Annotated in this window: 10 protein-coding genes; 7 read left to right on the forward strand and 3 right to left on the reverse strand. The window is 71.7% G+C overall.

The window, feature by feature from the left end:
• Nucleotides 1-156 precede the first annotated feature (156 nt).
• The 5 genes from OF819_RS01855 to OF819_RS01875 all read left to right on the forward strand — a co-directional run bounded on the left by OF819_RS01855 (nt 157) and on the right by OF819_RS01875 (nt 11,192).
• The gene (locus OF819_RS01855) at nt 157-1,794 is read left to right on the forward strand and encodes a TIGR02677 family protein (protein WP_267241504.1); all 1,638 of its coding nucleotides are present in this window, start codon (nt 157-159) and stop codon (nt 1,792-1,794) included.
• Nucleotides 1,791-3,116 (forward strand): TIGR02678 family protein, encoded by a 1,326-nt coding sequence (locus OF819_RS01860; RefSeq protein WP_267241505.1) that lies wholly within the window; start codon nt 1,791-1,793, stop codon nt 3,114-3,116. The genes OF819_RS01855 and OF819_RS01860 overlap by 4 nt, the downstream gene beginning before the upstream one ends.
• Complete coding sequence (locus OF819_RS01865; protein ID WP_267241506.1) at nt 3,113-7,351, forward strand: TIGR02680 family protein; 4,239 nt, start codon at nt 3,113-3,115, stop codon at nt 7,349-7,351. The genes OF819_RS01860 and OF819_RS01865 overlap by 4 nt, the downstream gene beginning before the upstream one ends.
• Nucleotides 7,348-8,619, forward strand: coding sequence for a TIGR02679 family protein (locus tag OF819_RS01870; RefSeq protein ID WP_267241507.1), 1,272 nt, complete (start codon nt 7,348-7,350; stop codon nt 8,617-8,619). The genes OF819_RS01865 and OF819_RS01870 overlap by 4 nt, the downstream gene beginning before the upstream one ends.
• An 818-nt stretch (nt 8,620-9,437) precedes the next feature.
• The gene (locus tag OF819_RS01875) at nt 9,438-11,192 is read left to right on the forward strand and encodes a hypothetical protein (RefSeq protein ID WP_267241508.1); all 1,755 of its coding nucleotides are present in this window, start codon (nt 9,438-9,440) and stop codon (nt 11,190-11,192) included.
• Here OF819_RS01875 and OF819_RS01880 read toward each other — a convergent pair.
• Nucleotides 11,132-13,306, reverse strand: a complete 2,175-nt coding sequence (locus OF819_RS01880; RefSeq protein ID WP_267241509.1) for an NB-ARC domain-containing protein — start codon at nt 13,304-13,306, stop codon at nt 11,132-11,134. The genes OF819_RS01875 and OF819_RS01880 overlap by 61 nt on opposite strands.
• A gap of 199 nt (nt 13,307-13,505) precedes the next feature.
• Between OF819_RS01880 and OF819_RS01885 the strand changes: the two genes are divergently transcribed.
• Nucleotides 13,506-13,979: a hypothetical protein gene (locus OF819_RS01885; protein WP_267241510.1), complete on the forward strand. Its 474-nt coding sequence runs from the start codon at nt 13,506-13,508 to the stop codon at nt 13,977-13,979.
• A gap of 60 nt (nt 13,980-14,039) precedes the next feature.
• Here the strand turns inward: OF819_RS01885 and OF819_RS01890 are convergent, their stop codons facing one another.
• On the reverse strand, nt 14,040-14,702 hold the full coding sequence (locus OF819_RS01890) for a cation transporter (RefSeq protein WP_267241511.1): 663 nt from the start codon (nt 14,700-14,702) through the stop codon (nt 14,040-14,042).
• The gene (locus OF819_RS01895) at nt 14,702-15,040 is read right to left on the reverse strand and encodes an ArsR/SmtB family transcription factor (protein WP_267241512.1); all 339 of its coding nucleotides are present in this window, start codon (nt 15,038-15,040) and stop codon (nt 14,702-14,704) included. The genes OF819_RS01890 and OF819_RS01895 overlap by 1 nt, the downstream gene beginning before the upstream one ends.
• A 321-nt stretch (nt 15,041-15,361) precedes the next feature.
• On the opposite strand from OF819_RS01895, the gene nhaA reads away from it, so the two are divergent.
• Complete coding sequence (gene nhaA / locus OF819_RS01900) at nt 15,362-16,672, forward strand: Na+/H+ antiporter NhaA (protein WP_267241513.1); 1,311 nt, start codon at nt 15,362-15,364, stop codon at nt 16,670-16,672.
• Nucleotides 16,673-16,677: the final 5 nt, after the last annotated feature.

Consider the following 16,677-nt stretch of genomic DNA (forward strand, 5'->3'; position numbering starts at 1 on the left):
CTCGGACCACGATGCAAAAGTGCCTGGTCGAGCCTATCGCGAGAGAAGCGGCCGAAACCGGTTTGTGGACGGGAGCAGAGCCCGGCCGAGCAGGGGCCGGGGGCAATTTCAGCCACCCACCGGTGGCAGGCGAACGCGCCGCGTAACCTCGCATGCATGGAGGCACCCGCACCCGGCGCAGCGCAAGACGCCGCAACGCAGGACGCCCACAGCGAGGCGCGTCGGCGGCTGGACGCGTACACCTACCTCAGCGCGCCCGAGCGACTGGAGCACGTCGCGATCATGCGGGTCTTCTGCGGGACCTTGTTGGCGGACCTTTCCGTGTCGGAAGTCATGGCCAAGCTGCGCCAGGCTGGCGGACCTGCTGCCGGGCTCGACGCCGACACCCTCACTGTCCGGCTGGAACAGCTGGTGCGGTGGGGAAATCTGCTGCGCAGCAGCCACACCTTGAAGGCGTCCAGCATCAGCGAGTACCAGCGGTCCCGCTCGCGCTACCAGCTGTCGAAGCTGGGTGAGCGCGTTCAGCGGGACGCCGATGGGGTCCTGGCCGAGGCGGACGCGGCCCGCGAGGTGAGCAACGAGCTGCTCGCTCTGGTCGAGCGCGGGCTCAGGGAGCTGGCCGAGCTCGTGACCGCGCTCGGTGGCATCGAACCGCAGGACGGGCTGGAGCGGGTCAGCACGCTGTTCGTGCAGTTCACCGAGTTCGCGGACTCCATCCGGGACTTCTACGCCTACCTCGGCCAGGTCCTGGCCCGGTACGACCTAGACAGCGCCGAGTACCAGGGCTTCAAGGAGCTACTCCTGGACTACGTCGAGGCGATCACGGAGGATGTGGCGTTCCGTGCACCCCGGATCTCGGCAGCACTGGACACGCTGTGGCCGCACGTCCCGGGTCTGCTCGCCCGGCTGGACGCCCACGCACAGGGCCTCACCGGGCTGTCACCGCAGGGCGACGGCCGACTGGAGACACGGGTTCAGCGCAGCCGCGGACGCGAGCTCACGGACTGGGAGGGCCTGCGGGGCTGGTTCAGCGACACCGACGGGCAGGGCAGCCAGGTCGACCAGCTGCGGGACGCCACCCTCCGTGCGTTGCAGTCGCTGCTCGCCAACGCCAAGCGGATGCTGCGGTCGGCCACTGGGGAGATGTCCCGGCGCAGGGATCTGCTAAGGCTGGCCCGGTGGTTCGACGAAGCGGCACCGCAGGACGCGCATGACATCGCCGTCGCCGCCTTCGGGCTCTACGGCGCCCGTCATCTGGGCATACCCCCCGCTACCGACGAGGTGGTGCCCGCCTACACGAGCTGGTGGACCGGGCCAGTGGTCGAGGTGCCGGTGGCCCTGCGGGAAAGGGGCAGCCGCGCCCAGCGTGGCCGGTCGTCGGCGGTGGAGGACCACTCCGTGCAGAAGCAGCGGCTGCGGGAGGCAGCCCGTGAGCGGGCGGCGGCCAGGGCAGCGGCGGCGAACGAACTGCGCAGCGCCTCGGGTCGGTTCGCCGAGGTGCGCCTCACCTCCGCAGCGCTCGGTCTGCTCCTGGAGCTGCTGGCCACCGCACTCGGGAACGCGCAGCTCCGGCGTCGCGCCGGCACGGATAGGGAGGGCACGACGGGATTCGACCTCGAGCAGGCGCAGAGCGAGGACGCCGAGCTGGGCATCCGGCTCACCGTGCGACGCACGGGCGCGCGGTGCGTCCTGCACTCAGCCGACGGCGACCTGCTGCTGGACGACCTGGAGCTGGAAATCGGCCGTACCTCCTCCGACGCGGCCGACGGCGATGCCGAGGTGAGCGTGTCATGACCCTCCCCTCGGCACACGACGTAGCCCTGGCCGCCGAGCGCCGCAGCGCCGCCCGGCTGCTGCTCGCACATCCGCTGGTCACCTCGGACGGCCCGCACGCCGACCTCTTCCCGCTGATCCGCAGGCACGCCGACTGGCTGGGCAAACGGTTCCAGCAGGTGCTCGGCTACCGCCTACTGGTCGACAGCTCCTACGCCCGGCTCTTCAAGGCGGGCCTGGGAGCAGGCGCGGGCCGCCGGCTGGAGCGCTCCACCGGCACCCCCTTCACCCCGCACACCTACGCCTGTCTCGCGTTGGCCCTGTCCGTGCTGGTGACCGCACCCGAACAACTGCTGCTGTCGCAGCTGGTGGCCGACATCAGGGCCGCCGCGGCCGACGCCGAGATCGAGCTGGACGAGACGGGTAGGGCTGCCGGGAAACGGACCTTGGTAGCAGCTCTGCGCCTGCTGGTCGGGTGGGGCGTCCTCATCGAGACCGAGGGCCATGTGGCCGCTCTCGCACAGGATGCGGGCGGAGAGGCTCTGATCACAGTGGACCGCGAGCTGGCCCGCGTCGTCGTCGCCGGCCCGCTCGCCCAGGCCCGTGATGGCGCCGACCTGGTCCGGCGGGCAGCGGACCCGGGGTTCGGCGGACCTCGCACCTATGTGCGCCGGATGCTCGTCGAGACACCCGTCGTCTACCTGGACGAGCTGACCGACGCCGAACGCGACTGGTTGCGCACCCGGCAGCGCCGCGAAGCGCAGGCGTTCTCCGAACTTCTGGGCCTGGAGATGGAGATCCGCGCCGAGGGAGTGGCGCTGGTGGATCCAGAGGACGAGCTTACGGACCTGCACCTGCCCGGCACCGGGACGGTCGCGCAGGCCGCACTGCTGCTGGTGGAACGGCTCGTGGAGCGCCTTCGGCCGCAGGAACCCGGGCACCCGGCGACCGGAGGGACGCTCGTTATCGGCGTGGCTGTTCCGGACGGCCTGGTGGACGAGTTGCTGGCCGAACTGGTCGCCGAGTACGGACAGCGCAGCAACTGGCAGCGTGACTACCTGGAAGACATCCGCGCCCTGCGGGAGGCCGTGCTGGACCTACTGGCCCGCATGCGGCTGATGGCCCGGACCGGCCGTCTGCGCGCCGAGGGCTATGGCCTGCCGGAGGGGTACACCGATGAGGTGCCGGAGGGGCGCACCGTGACCGATGTCCGCGGGGTACGTCCCGGCGGTGACGGCTGGGTGCTGCTGGCCGCGGCGGCACGCTACGCCACCCACGTGACCGTGCGCCCGGCCACCGCAGCCGGCAAGGGCACTGATGTCCAAGAGGAGTTGCCGTTGTGACCACCGATGCGCGTGGCCTCGTCCCGCTGCCGCGTTCCGGCCCCACGACCACCGCCGGCACCCGCTTCCGGCTGCACCGGGCGGGCATCCAGAACGTGTGGCAGTACGACGAGCAGGAGTTCGCCTTCGGCGACGGACGGCTGCTCCTGCGCGGCAAGAACGGCGCAGGCAAGTCCAAGGCCCTGGAAATGCTGCTCCCGTATCTGCTGGACGGCGACTCACGGGCGCTGGACGCGACGGGCACCGGCCGGACCACTCTCGCCTGGCTGATGCTGGACGGGTTCGAGCAGACCAACCGTCTCGGCTACCTGTGGGTGGAGTTCCGGGGCACGACCGACGGCGGCGACCATCGCCACCTCACCCTCGGCGCCGCCATCCGCGCCTCGAAGTCGACGCAGAAGGCGCTGCCCACGTTCTTCGTCACGCCGCTGCGCGTCGGTGAGGACCTGCACCTGGTCGAGAGCGGAAGGCCCCTGCCGGTCGACCGGCTCAAGGAGATCGTCGGCTCCGACAACGTTACCGACCGCGCGGTCGTCCACCGCTCGCGGGTGGCCCGGGAACTGTTCGGCATCACCGACGCGACCCGCTACCGCAACCTCACCCAGCTCCTCCACCGGCTGCGGCGGCCCACCGTCGGAGACCGGATCGAGCACGGAGGACTCGCCTCCCTGCTGAGCGAGACCCTGCCGGGACTCGACGAGGACGTGGTCGAGAAGGTCGCGCGCAACCTCCACGACCTCGACGCCGTACGTGACGAACTCGGCCGCCTGGAGCGTACCGATACGGCGCTGCGTACCTTCCTCACCAGTTACCGCGGATACCTGTCCGGAGTCCTGCGCACCCGCGCGCAGGCGGTGAGTGGGGAGCTGGAGGTCCTCGCGCAGCGACGCCGGGCGGCCGGAGACGCCGCACAGCGGACCAGCGAGCTGAGGACGCAGGAGGAGGAGGCGGAAGCCCGGCTGGAGACCCTGCGCGACGAGGAAGAAGCCGCCCGGACCGACCTCGCCGCCCTGCACGCCAGCCACGCCTACCGCAGCCTGCGCGAACTGTCGGAACGCCGCACCACGGTCGAGGCACTGCACACCGCCGCAGTGGCCGCCTTCACCGCCCTCAGCAACGCACACAGCGCAGAGGACGGCGCGGCTGAGCGGCTGGCCGACGGTGCCGAACACCTCGGTAGCCGACTCGCCGAACTGAGCTCCGAACGCAAGGAACTGCTGACGCAAGCGGAGAAGGCCGGGCTTCCCACCGGCCATCTCGGCGAGGCAGTCGCCCTGCCCCGCACGGTCTGCTCCCAGGCCGGCGAGACGGAGCTGACCGCTCCGGACGGGGAGACGCACATCGTGCAGCACCGGTCGGTCGTCCGTGTGGACACGGCGGCGGTACACGACGGACTGGTCTTCTGGCAGGGGCAGTTGGACAACGCCGAGACGGTCGTGAAGAACCGGACCCGGATGGTACAGGAGGTGACGCGCCTCACAGCGCAGGCCGAGAAGGCCCGAAGCCGGGCGGAACAGGCCGACACCGAGCGGGAACGGCTGGAGAGCGAGGCGGAAGAGGCCGCCGACCGTCTCGACGCCGGCCGCGAGAAGGTCGCCGAGGAGAGCGGTGCCTATGCCCGCCGGGTCGCCGAGTGGGTCACCCGCACGCGGGCCGCCCTCGGATCCGGCTGCCCGCCGCTGGACGCCGTCCACGCAGTGGTCACCTGCGAGAACTCCGCCGATGCCCCGTTCGCGGACCGGACGCTCCCGCCCGACGTCGACGGCCAGGCGTGGCAGGCCGCCCATGCCGCACTGGAGCCGTACGGCGAGGAACTCACCGGACGCCGCGACGCCCTCGCCCTCACCGTCGGCCGACTCGACGAGGAACTCGGTCGTCTGGCGAGTCAGAAGCGCAATTGGGAGCGACGTACTGATCCCGAGCCGCCGGTCCCCTACCACCGCGTTACCGAAAGGACACCAGGCACCGGGGCGCCCTTCTACCGGCTGGTGGACTTCGTGGATGGGCTGAGCCCCGCGTACCGGGCCGGTCTGGAAGCAGCGCTGGAAGCCAGCGGAATCCTGGACGCGTGGGTCGGCGCGGACGGCGCCCTTGTCGATTCCGGCACCCGTGACACTCTGCTGCGTCCCGGTTCCGCGGCGCCGGACGGGCCGACCCTCGCCTCGGCCCTGCGCCCGGCATCACAACCGGGGTGCGGGGTCACGTCCGAGCAGGTGGAGCACCTGCTGACCGCCATCGCGCTCGCACCGGCCGGGGAAACGACCGCACATGACGCGGTGCACTATGACGGAACCTGGCGTCTGGGCATCCTCAGCGGCCGGCACCACAAGAGCGACGCCGAGTACGTGGGAGCCGCCGTACGCGCCGAGACCCGGCGGCGCATCCTGGCCGAGCTGGAACAGCGGCTCACGCAGACGGAACAGCGGCTGACCCACGCCCGTCACGAACTCACCGAGGCCGACGCCCGGCGCCGGGCTCTCAGGTTCGCGGAACAGGACTTCCCCCGGGCACGCGGTCTCGCCGACGCCTGGAGCAGAGCCGAGTCGGACGAGAGGACGCTGCGTGACCTGACCGCCAAGGCCACCAGCGCGGCGCGGCTGGCCGAGGAGGCCCGCGCCCTCGCCGTAGCCGCACGCACCGAGGCGGACGCCACCGCCACCGCTTATGACCTGCGCAGCGACCCCGCCGAGCTGGAACGCGTACGCACCGCGCTGGCCGCCCTCCTCACCGGCATCGGGCATCTTCGCCGAGCGATCGGCAGCACGGGCGAGCGGCTCGGCACCCATCACACCGATGCCGAGCGATACGAACACGCCCGTGAAGAACGCCTGGCCGCGGAGGAGAACTACCGGCTCCGCCTCACCGGGCTGCGTACCGCACAACAGGACCTGCGCACCCGCGAGGAGGCCATCGGGGCGACCGAAGAAGAGATCCTCGCCCGCGAGCAGGAAACCAGACAGCGCATCACGCACGCCGCCCAGGCCGTCCCGGCAGCACAACGTATCCGGAATGATCTGCACGACCGGCGCGTGCGCGCCGAAGTGGAGGAGAAACGCCTGCGCGAGGACCTGACCGTCCAGGAGACGGCGGTCATCGCAACCGGCGGCGCCCTTCGCGGCGCACTCGACCGGCCGGAGGTGGTGCACGGCGCCGGGCTGGACAGGTCCGCACTGCCCGAGGACACGGCGGATGATCCCGGCTCGAACGTCCGCAGCCGACTGCGTGCGCTGCAAACACTGGCCGACGCCGTACAGCAGGCCCTCGGCCGCCCGAAGGCCGAGGTGTCGGACAACACCCTGCTCAACCGGCACACCGACCTGCGCGACCAGCTGGCCGGCGGTTACGACGCGCAACTGGACGAACGCGACGGAATCAAGGTATGCCGCCTGATCGACGACCACGGCTCCCACGACGTCGCGGCCGTGGGCGAGCGGATCGCCGTCCAGGCGGCAGAGGCCCGGGGACGGCTCACGGAACGCGAACGTGAGGTGTTCCAGCGGTTCCTGACCGGCGAGCTCGGCGACCATCTCTCGGCCCAGGTCATCACCGCGGCGAACCTGGTCGCGGCACTCAACGACACCCTGCGCACCGTACGCACCTCACACGGTCTCGGCGTGGAACTGCTGTGGAAGCTGGACGAGGACGTCGACGCCGACGTGCGGGCTGCCGTGGAGCTGCTGCGCAGTCCGTCGAGCCTGCGCACGCGTGAGCAGACCGAGCAGCTCCGCGAGGTGCTGCAACGCCGGATCGAGGACGCCCGGCGGGCCGATCCCTCAGCCGGTTACGCCGCCCATCTGCGGACCGCACTGGACTACCGCGACTGGTTCCGCTTCCACACCTTCGTGGTCGAGGACGCCGCCCCGGGACGCAGGCGGAAACTGACCGGCCGCACCGGGCTCAGCCAGGGCGAGCAGCGGGTGCTCTCCTACCTCGTGCTCTTCGCCGCGGCCGCCGCCCACTTCACCAGCCTCGCCGAGTCGGCACCCCACGCGCCGCGGCTGATCCTGCTCGACGACGCCTTCGCCAAGGTCGACGAACCCACCCACGGGCGACTGGGACGGATCCTCGTCGATCTCGACCTCGACTTCGTCCTCACCAGCGAACGGCTCATGGGCAACTGGCCGGAGGTGCCGTCCCTCCACATCTACGAGTGCCTCCGCGATCCCCATGTGCGCGGGGTAGCCACGCTGCACTACACCTGGAACGGCCGGCACCGGCGTCTGGTGTCCGTATGAGCAAGCTGCCCGCGGCGACACGGGACTGGCTGGCCGGTCCCGGGCTGACCAGGCTCTGGGAAGCCGTACGCAAGCGCCTGGAAAGCAACGGCGTGCAGGCCACCGGCTCCCTCCGGCTGACCTCGGTGAGCACCCAGGAACGCAACGACCTGTCGCTCCTGCTGGGCAAACCCGTCACGGGTGCTGCCGTAACTGTGCGACTCGACGGCCTCGACACGCGGCTGCGCGCCTCGGCGGCCGGACTCGGACTCAGAGAAGTGCTGGAGGAACTGGGCCCCCCGCTCATCGACCACCGTGCCGTCCGCGCGGGTATCGCGGCACGGCGCGAGCACGTCTGGTCGTCGCTCGCCTCGGCGCTGGACGCCTCTCCGCTCGCCGGACAGGACTGGACCGGGCAGTGGTACGACCTGCTGCGCCGCACCGGCGTCCCGAGAGGAGTGGCACCTGAAACGGCGGTACGCACGCTTCAGCAGGCTGTTCAGGTCCTCACCGTCCTGCTCGGCTCGGAGGTGGGTGGTAGCCGAGGCCGAGGAGAACTCGCCGCCCTGGCGACCGGGTCCGCACACGGCCTGGACGACGGCACCTGGCTCGCACGCCTCGTCCAACGCGGCATCGCCCTCGCCCACGGCACCGAGTTCCCCGGCGACGCGGCCGGCCGACGCGCGCTGTGGCGTCTGGTTTCCGTCACACCGGACGAGGTCTCCAGCACCGTGCTGACGTACGGGCTGCGGCCTGTCGGCGGTGGCTGGCGAGAGCGGGCCCTGCGAGAGCGGGCTGAGCATCACGCAGAAGCCCACCTCACACCGCGCGATCTGTATGAACTGCAGCTGCAACTACCTGCCGGAGCAGTGGTCCATATTTGTGAGAATCCGCGCGTCGTGGAAGCTGCGGCGGACGCGGCCTGCGTCCGGCCCTTGGTGTGCACGTCCGGCAGCGCGGCCACGGTGGTCCTCACACTCCTCGGTGCCCTCGCCGCCACCGGCTGCCGCTTCGCGTACCACGGCGATTTCGACTGGCCGGGCATCGCTCTGGCGAACCGGATCATCCGCCGTTATGGAGCCCAGCCATGGCGCATGGGCGCCGAGGACTACGAGCACCTGGCCGCTCGAAGCCAGGCCGAGGGAATCCCTCAGCTGCCGCTCGACGGCCAGCCCGTCAGCGCGGCCTGGGACCCGGGCCTCGCCCCTGCCATGACCGCTCTCGGGGTCGCGCTCCATGAGGAGATCACCCTCGGCCTTCTGGTGGACGACCTGTCGGGTCAGACGTAGGAACGCCGCGGGACACGCGCAGGTGCTGAGGGAGGAGTCCCGGTGCTGGGAGCCGTCTGGGAGCCGATCCGCTCCTCGAACCCTTTCCAGGCCCCGCGACACCAACCGAGCCCACCCATCTGACCTGCGGAAACGCCATCAAGGCTTGCAGGCTCACCAACCGAACCTCATTCGGGACGAAGAGGTCGTGGGTTCAAATCCCGCCACCCCGACAGCCGCAAGACCAGGTCAGGGCCTGATCCGGGACATCGGATCAGGCCCCTGAGTCGTTTGCAGGTACCCCCAGGCGGACCTCGTGTGATCAAGCGGCTGGCTACTGGCCAGGAGCGGCCTCCTCCGGTGGGTCGAGGAGCCTGAAGGCGCAGTCCCCCGGACGCCGCCCCAAGCGCTGGACGCCTGCATGTCCTCCCGCGGCGGTTCGATCTCCACTGCCTGTGCGTTCATCGCGTCCAGCAGGACGGGCAGCTCCAGTGGCGAGTGGCTTGGGGAGGGAGCCTCGGATCTGGCCCACCGTCACGCCGCCAGTGCTTCGTCTGTTCGAGCACCCGTCTGGCAAGTAGCCTTCAGCGGGGAAGAAGGTGGTGAAACGGTTGCCATGCATCCATGGGCATGCTAGGACGCTTGAAGCCGGAAGCCGGAAGCCGGAAGCCGGAAGCCGGAAGCCGGAAGCCGGAAGCCGGAAGCCGGAAGCCGGAAGCCGGAAGCCGGAAGCCGGAAGCCGGAAGCCGGAAGCCGGAAGGCCGTCTGACCAGGTTGTGTGCGATCCTGCCCTCGGGCGGAGGTACGCGGTGGAGTCCGACGAGCGCATTCTCGTCCCTGTGGGACCCGACGCCGCGCGCTGGCGGACCTTCGGCAGCGAGCGAACGGTGGTGGTCGCCGCTCGAACGGTGACGTCGCTGGTGCGCGTGCTGGACGTGGTGCCCGAGGTCCTGCACGACGATCCGCGGATCACCGTGGTGTTCGCGTACGACCCGACGTCCGCTTTCAACGACGGCGTGCTCGACCTGCTCCGCTCGCTGGGGTGCCGTACCCTGCCGTGGCCCCAGCTCGCGGAGATCGCGCCCGACCTGCTGATTTCCGCCTCCGAGAACATCAAGGTGCCGCCCGGAGACTATCCGGTGCTGGTGCTTCCGCACGGGGTCGGGTTCCACAAGCAGGTCCCCGACTCGGCCGGTCCGGGCACCCGGCTCTCCGGGCTGGTCCACGACGACCTGCTGGCGGCCCGGCGCGCCTGGCTCGCGGTTTCCCATCCTGACCAGGAGTCCCAGTTGGCGGCCGCCCATCCCGGCACGGCCGGGAGCACGGTGCTGGTCGGCGACCCCTGCCTCGACCGGCTCCGAGCGAGCGTCCGTTGGCGGGAGCGCTACCGTTCGGCCCTCGGCGTGGTTCCCGGTCAGCGGCTGGTCCTGGTGAGCTCGACCTGGGGTGAGGAGTCGCTGGCCGGATCGTGGCCGGGGCTTCCGGCGGATCTGCTGGCCCAGCTCCCGGCCGACGAGTTCCGGGTGGCGCTGGTGCTGCACCCGAATGTCTGGTCCGGCCACGGAGCCTGGCAGGTCCGGGTCATGCAGCGGAGCGCCCTGGAGGCCGGACTGATCGCCGTCGACCCCGCGGACGGCTGGCAGCAGGCCCTGGTGGCCTCGGACCTGGTGATCGGGGATCACGGGTCCGTGACGCTGTACGGGGCGGCGCTCGGGCGGCCCGTCGTGCTCGGCGCGTTCGGGTCGGAGGCCGTTGCCGGTACGGCTGGGTACGCGCTTCGCTCGGCCGCAGTGCGGCTGGAGGCGGGCCGGCCGATGCGGCCGCAGCTGGAGGCGGCGGTGGCCGGTCACCGGGCGGACCGGTTCGCCGCGGTCAGTGCGGCGGCCTTCGCCGAGCCCGGGCAGGCTCTGCCAAGGCTGCGGGAGCTGGTCTACGGCCTTCTCGGCCTTCCCCAGCCGAAGCAGTCGGTCCGTGGTCCGCGCGCCTTTCCGATCCCGGCCCCGGACACCAACCGGGCGCGGTCGCTGATGGTGCACACCTCCGTCGCACGGGGCGCCGGGGGCGAACTCCGGGTAGAGGTCCGCCGCTTTCCCGCCGCGCTGGCCGGGGAGACGGCAGAGGGCGAATCCGCGTTCTGGCATCTGGCCTGTGATGTCGACGAGCCGGACACACGTCTCACCGAGAGCGCCGCCGTCGTCTGCTCGGCTTCGGAGGTCTTCCCGCTCCAGGCAGGGCGGCAGCGCGTGGCATCCCTCCTGTCCGACTTTCCCGGGGCACGGATCGCCGCGGTGCCCGGAGAGAACGGCTGCACGGTCGGGTTGCGCGACGGACGACTGGTGCACGTCGGCGCTGCAGACGGGGGCGCTGCGGACGGGGGCGCTGCAGACGGGCCGGGTCCTGACCCCGGCTCAGCTGCGGCAGCCGTCTATGTGTGCCTGCGCCTCGGCACGCCGCTGGACATCACCCCGATGGTCCTGGTCCACGGCACGCGCCGGCAGAGGCTGCTGCTGCGCCCGGCGCCGCCGTCCGCGGATCAGCCGGCGGTGAGCCGGTTCAGGACCGCCGCCGCCCGGGGGCTGCCGCCTTCCTCGTAAATCGTGAGGGCGCGGCGGAGGCGGCTCCGGACGGCCTCAGGGTCCTCAAGCAGGTCCGCCAGGTCTTCCAGCGCCCGGGCTTCGTAGTGCGAGGCCCCGACCCGGTGCAGGTCGTCGGCGGCCCGGGCGAGGGCTGCCGCCGCCTCCGCGCGAGCACCGCTGCGGGCCAGGATCCGGCCGGTGTCGGCCAGAGACCGCGCCGCCATCCGCTCGTCGCCCAGGGCGAGGAACGTCTCCCGGGCCCGGTCGAGGGCGGTGAGCGCCGTGGTGTGGTCGCCGGCCGCGCTCTGCGCGCAGCCCAGGAAGTACCGGGCCAGCGCCTCGCCCCGCTCCTCCCCGGCCTCGGCGTTGAGAGCGAGCGACGTACGGTACGCGTCCACGGCACGGGCCGGGTCGTGCAGGTCCCAGTAACGGCCGAGGAACTCCTGCACCGAGGCCTGGAGGACCAGATGGCCCGACTCCACGGCCAGCTGCTCGGCCACGTCCAGTTGCGCCTTCGCCTGTTCGTCCTGTCCCAGGTCGAGCAGCGGCCGGGACAGGAGGCTGCGCAGCCGGGCCTCGGCGGCCGGGTTGCCGTCGCGCCGGGCTGCTTCGGCGCCCAGTTCGAGCGACTCGCGCCAGTCGGCGAGGTGCCGGTGGTGGAGGAAGAGGACGGTGAACGCTTCGGCCGTCTGCCATACAGGGCGGTCGAGGCCGAATCCGGACGCGGCCCGCAGCACGGCGAGGATGTTGGCCCGTTCGGCCTCCAGCCAGCTGATCGCGTCGCGGCCGGGGTCGGTCGCCATGGCGAACGGTCCATGGCCGGCGCCCGAGCCGGATGTGCCGGTCAGGCCGGCCGGTTCGGCGATCCGCAGACGGTCGGCCCGGACGGCGAGGTCCGCCGCTGCGGTCAGTGCGAGGTAGTGGCCGGTCACCCTGAGGACCGTCTCCCGTTCCGCACCGGGCGGATCGACGGTACGAGCGGTGTCCCTGGCGTGCAGCCGGACCAGGCCGTGCAGTGCGTACCTGCGGTCATCCGTCACCGACAGCAGGCTGGCTGCTTCCAGTACGTCCAGCGCCTCTTGGGCCTGGGCCGTCGAGTGCAGTCCGGCGGCGACGGCGGCGACGGCGGTGTCGAAGCTCAGGCCGGGCACATGGCCGAGGACCCGGTACATGCGGGCGGCGGCTTCGGGGAGGTCCCGGTAGGCCAGCTCAAGCGCTGCGGACACGGTGCGCTCCTCGTGGGCTGAGGACACGGCGATGCGGCTGAGGCGGCTCTGTTCGTCGGACAGCTCGGCGACCAGCGCGCCGATCGTGAGCCGACGGTGGGTCAGCAGCCGTGCGCCGCAGATGCGCAGGGCGACCGGCAGGCCGCCGCAGAGTTCGACCAGCCGGGCCGCGGCCTCCGGTTCATCCGCGGTCCGCCGGGGCCCGCAGAGGGCCGACAGCAGCTCCAGGGCGCTGTCGGCATCGAGGACGTCGAGCTGGAGCAGGGCCGCTCCGTCGAGGACGAGCTCGCCCAGCCGCCATGTGCTGGTCGCCAGCACCGCGCTGCCGGGCCCTTGCGGCAGGAGGGCGGTGACCTGGGCCGGGCGCGTCACATCGTCCAGCACCACCAGCATCCGGCGCTCGGCCGACAGATCGCGGTAGAGGGCCGTACGCTCGGCGAGGCCCGCGGGGAGGTACTGGTCCCGCACGCCCAGGGCACGCAGGCAGATGGCGAGCGCTTCGGAGACGTCCCCGCCTGCGCCCGCGCGAAGCCCGACGAAGTCGACGAAGATCTGCCCGCCGGGGAAGCGCCGCTGGTTGTTGTGGGCCCATTGGCAGGCGGCGGCCGTCTTGCCGATTCCGGGGAGCCCGCTGAAGACGCCGATCGGGCAGCCGACGGGGTCGCCGTGCGCGAGTAAGTCGTCCAGCTCGGCGAGCACCTGCCTGCGGTCGACGAAGCCGCGCGGCGGTCTCGGGACCTGGTCGGGCCGCCGACCGCCCGGCAGCGCCTCCTGTCCCGCGTGATAGTTGAAGGTGATGCCGCCGTGGACGACGCCGGCCTGGACCAGCTGCCCCTCGACATTGCCGGGAAGGCTGTTTGTGGTCCCCCTCGGCACTGGGCGTTCAGACCCGTCCTGCGCGCTCATGAACCACCGCCTCCCGGGATCTCCAGCCCATGGTCACCGTACTGGAACTCCGGGCGTGGAGGGAGGCGTTCCGCGGCCGCCGCGATCAGGGATGCTTCGCCCGTCTGCAAAGCCGCCCTCTGTATGGCCGGCCTCTGTATGGCCGGCCTGCGGCAGGCCTAAGGTGGGACGATCCGACGCCGATCGAGGGAGTCCCAGCATGGACCCGATCACCGCAGCGGCCCTCGCCGCGCTGGCGGGCAGTCTCGGCAGCGAAGCCGGACGCCAGGCATGGCAAGGGCTCACCGCACTGGTGCGCCGCCCTTTCGGGCGGGGCGCGGCACAGGGAGCGGAGGACGAAGGGACACCCCGGGTCAGCTCCGGCGAGCTGGAAGTCGCCGCGCTGGAGGGCGACCCCGCCGACCCGATGCGCGCACAGGCGCTGGCCACGGCCCTGGGCGTACGGGCGGCCCTGGACGGGGAGTTCCGCGTCCTGCTCGATGAGTGGTGGCAGCGGACGCAGGATGGCTCCAGGGGCGGCGATGTGGTCAACAGCATCACCGGCGGCACCCAGAACGGCCCGGTGCTCCAGGGCCGGGACTTCTCAGGCCTCACCTTCGACATGACGCGCGCCGCCGACATGACGCGCGCCGCGGACATCACACGCGCCGCGGAGACCCCGGACAGGGAGTGATCGGCCGGGGCGCACCGGCTTGCCGCACATCCCGTCGCGAAGGTGCACCGCCCCTGAAGGTCAGCAGCAGTCGCATCCGGCTGCCGCTGGAACCGCGCAGCAGCCCTTGCCGCGCCAGGCGTCGCGGCCTTCCTTCAGGGCGATCGCGGCGATGGCGAGGGCGGCGATCGGGTCGGCCCAGGACCAGCCGAGGGTGGCGTTGGCGACCAGGCCAAGCAGGAGGACCGCCGAGAGGTAGGTGCACAGCAGGGTCTGTTTGGAGTCGGCGACCGCGCTGGCCGAACCCAGGGCGCGGCCCGCTCGGCGCTGGGCGGCGGACAGGAAGGGCATGATCACGAGCGAGAGGGCGGCCAGCGCGATGCCGGGGATGGAGCGGTCGGCCTCGGCTGCGCCGGTCAGCGCGCGGACGGCGTCGAACGACACATAGGCGGCGAGCGCGAAGAACGACACGGCGATGACGCGGAGCGTGCGCTTCTCGCGGGCTTCGCGGACCGCGTGGTCGCGGGCGGAGAACTGCCAGACGACGGCCGCCCCGGAGGAGACCTCGACGACGGAGTCGAGCCCGAAGCCGATCAGGGCGGCGGAGGAGGCGAGGGCGCCCGCGGTGAGGGCGACGGCGGCCTCGACGACGTTGTACGCGATCGTGGCGGCGGCCAGGATGCGTATCCGGCGGGTCAGCGCGTCCCGGCGGTCGAGGCCGGGCCCCAGGGGTGTGGCGACCATCAGCAGCAGTCCTTCTCCGCCGCGTCCTTGCAGGTCGCACGGTCGGTCTCGACGGCGACCACGGCGGTGCGCAGATCGTCGAGGGCGTGGCCGAGGCGTTCGTCGGCCAGTTCGTAGCGGGTCCGGCGGCCGACGGGGACGGCGACGACCAGTCCGCAGTCGCGCAGACAGGCCAGATGGTTGGAGAGCCGGGTGCGGGAGATCCCCAGGCGGTCGGCCAGATCGGCCGGATGGGCCGGCGCCTCGCGCAGTGCGAGCAACAGCCGGCAGCGGATCGGGTCGGCGAGCGCGCGGCCGAATCGGGCCAGCACCTCGATGTCAGGGGCGATGGTCAGCACCCCCCAGACAGTACACGGAATCATGAATTCACGAAATCCTGTATGAGCGACCAGGGCGCGGCCGGTACCGGTCGGTACCGGCTTTGGAGTCCAGACGGGCGACAGGCCGCGGACATGGGGTGGATCAGGCGGGCCCGCGCGGGTACGGTCCAGATCCAGGCACACCGAACGTCACCAGGGCCACTCACGGCACATGGAGCCGGGAGCAGTGCGTCGACAGGCGTCCACGCGTCGGGGAGCCGCCATGCGTGCACACGATCTCGCCCAGCCGTACGCCGACGGGGCCAGGCGCCCGGCATACCGCAGTCGCGCGAGGCGGCGATGAGCCGGGCGAACGGTTCGAGGGGGCTGTTCCTCCGCCGGCCCGAGCAGGCGGAGCGGATGCTCCTGGCCGACGTCCTGCGCACCGAGACGTTCGGCGGCATGCTGCTGCTTGCGGCCGCGGCAGCCGCGCTGATCTGGGCCAACTCCCCGGCCAGTGCCGCGTACGAGACCGTGCGCGACGCCCACTTCGGAATACCGGCCCTGGGGCTCGATCTGTCGGTCGCGCACTGGGCCTCGGACGGTCTGCTCACCATCTTCTTCTTCGTCGCGGGCGCGGAGCTGAAGCGCGAGCTGGTGACCGGCGATCTCAGCCGCCCGGCCACGGCCGTGCTGCCGGTCGTCGCCGCGGTGTGCGGGATGGCGGTCCCGGCCCTGGTGTACGGGCTGGTCTCCGTGCCGGCGGGCGGCACCTGGGCCGGCTGGGCCGTGCCGATGGCGACCGACATCGCCTTCGCCCTCGGCGTGCTGGCGGTGATCGACACCCATCTGCCCTCGGCGCTGCGCGCCTTCCTCCTCACGCTCGCCGTGGTCGACGATCTGGGCGCGATCATCATCATCGCCCTGTTCTTCACCGCGAGCATCGACCTCGCGGCGCTCGCCGGGGCCGCGGCCGGGCTCGGGCTGTTCTACTGGCTGCACCACCGCCGGAGGGTCCACGGCTGGTACTGGTATGTGCCGCTGGCGCTCGTCACCTGGGCGCTGATGTACGCCAGCGGGGTCCATGCCACCGTCGCGGGCGTCGCGATGGGGCTGATGCTCCGGGTGAGCACCCGGAGCCCCGTTCCCGGTGACGGGGGGCCGGAGCGCGGCACGGCCGAACACATCGAGCGTCTGGTGCGGCCGGTCTCCGCCGGGCTGGCGGTTCCGGTGTTCGCCCTGTTCTCGGCGGGGGTGCCGATCTCTGGCGAGAGCCTGTGGAATGTCGTCAGCAGTCCGGAGCCGCTGGGTGTGACGATCGGCCTGGCCGTCGGCAAGACGCTCGGCATCTTCATCGGCGCGTATCTGGCCGTGCGGTTCAGCCGTGCCCGCCTCAACCCGGATCTGGAGTGGGAGGACGTCTTCGCCATCTCCGTACTGGCGGGCATCGGCTTCACCGTCTCCCTGCTCATCGCCGAGCTGGCGTACCCCGGCCCCGGCGAGGTCGAGCCGATCAAGTCCGCCGTCCTGCTGGGCTCGGTCGCCGCCGCGGTGGCCGCGAGCGTGCTGCTCAAGCTCCGGAACGCCAAGTACCGGCGGCTGTACGTGGAGGAGACGACGGCGGGCGGCCAAGGGGACGGCGACGAGGAGGAGGACGGGCCGCAGTCGTAGGATGG

This window comes from Streptomyces sp. PR69, from assembly GCF_026420845.1.
Classification (GTDB): Bacteria; Actinomycetota; Actinomycetes; order Streptomycetales; family Streptomycetaceae; genus Streptomyces.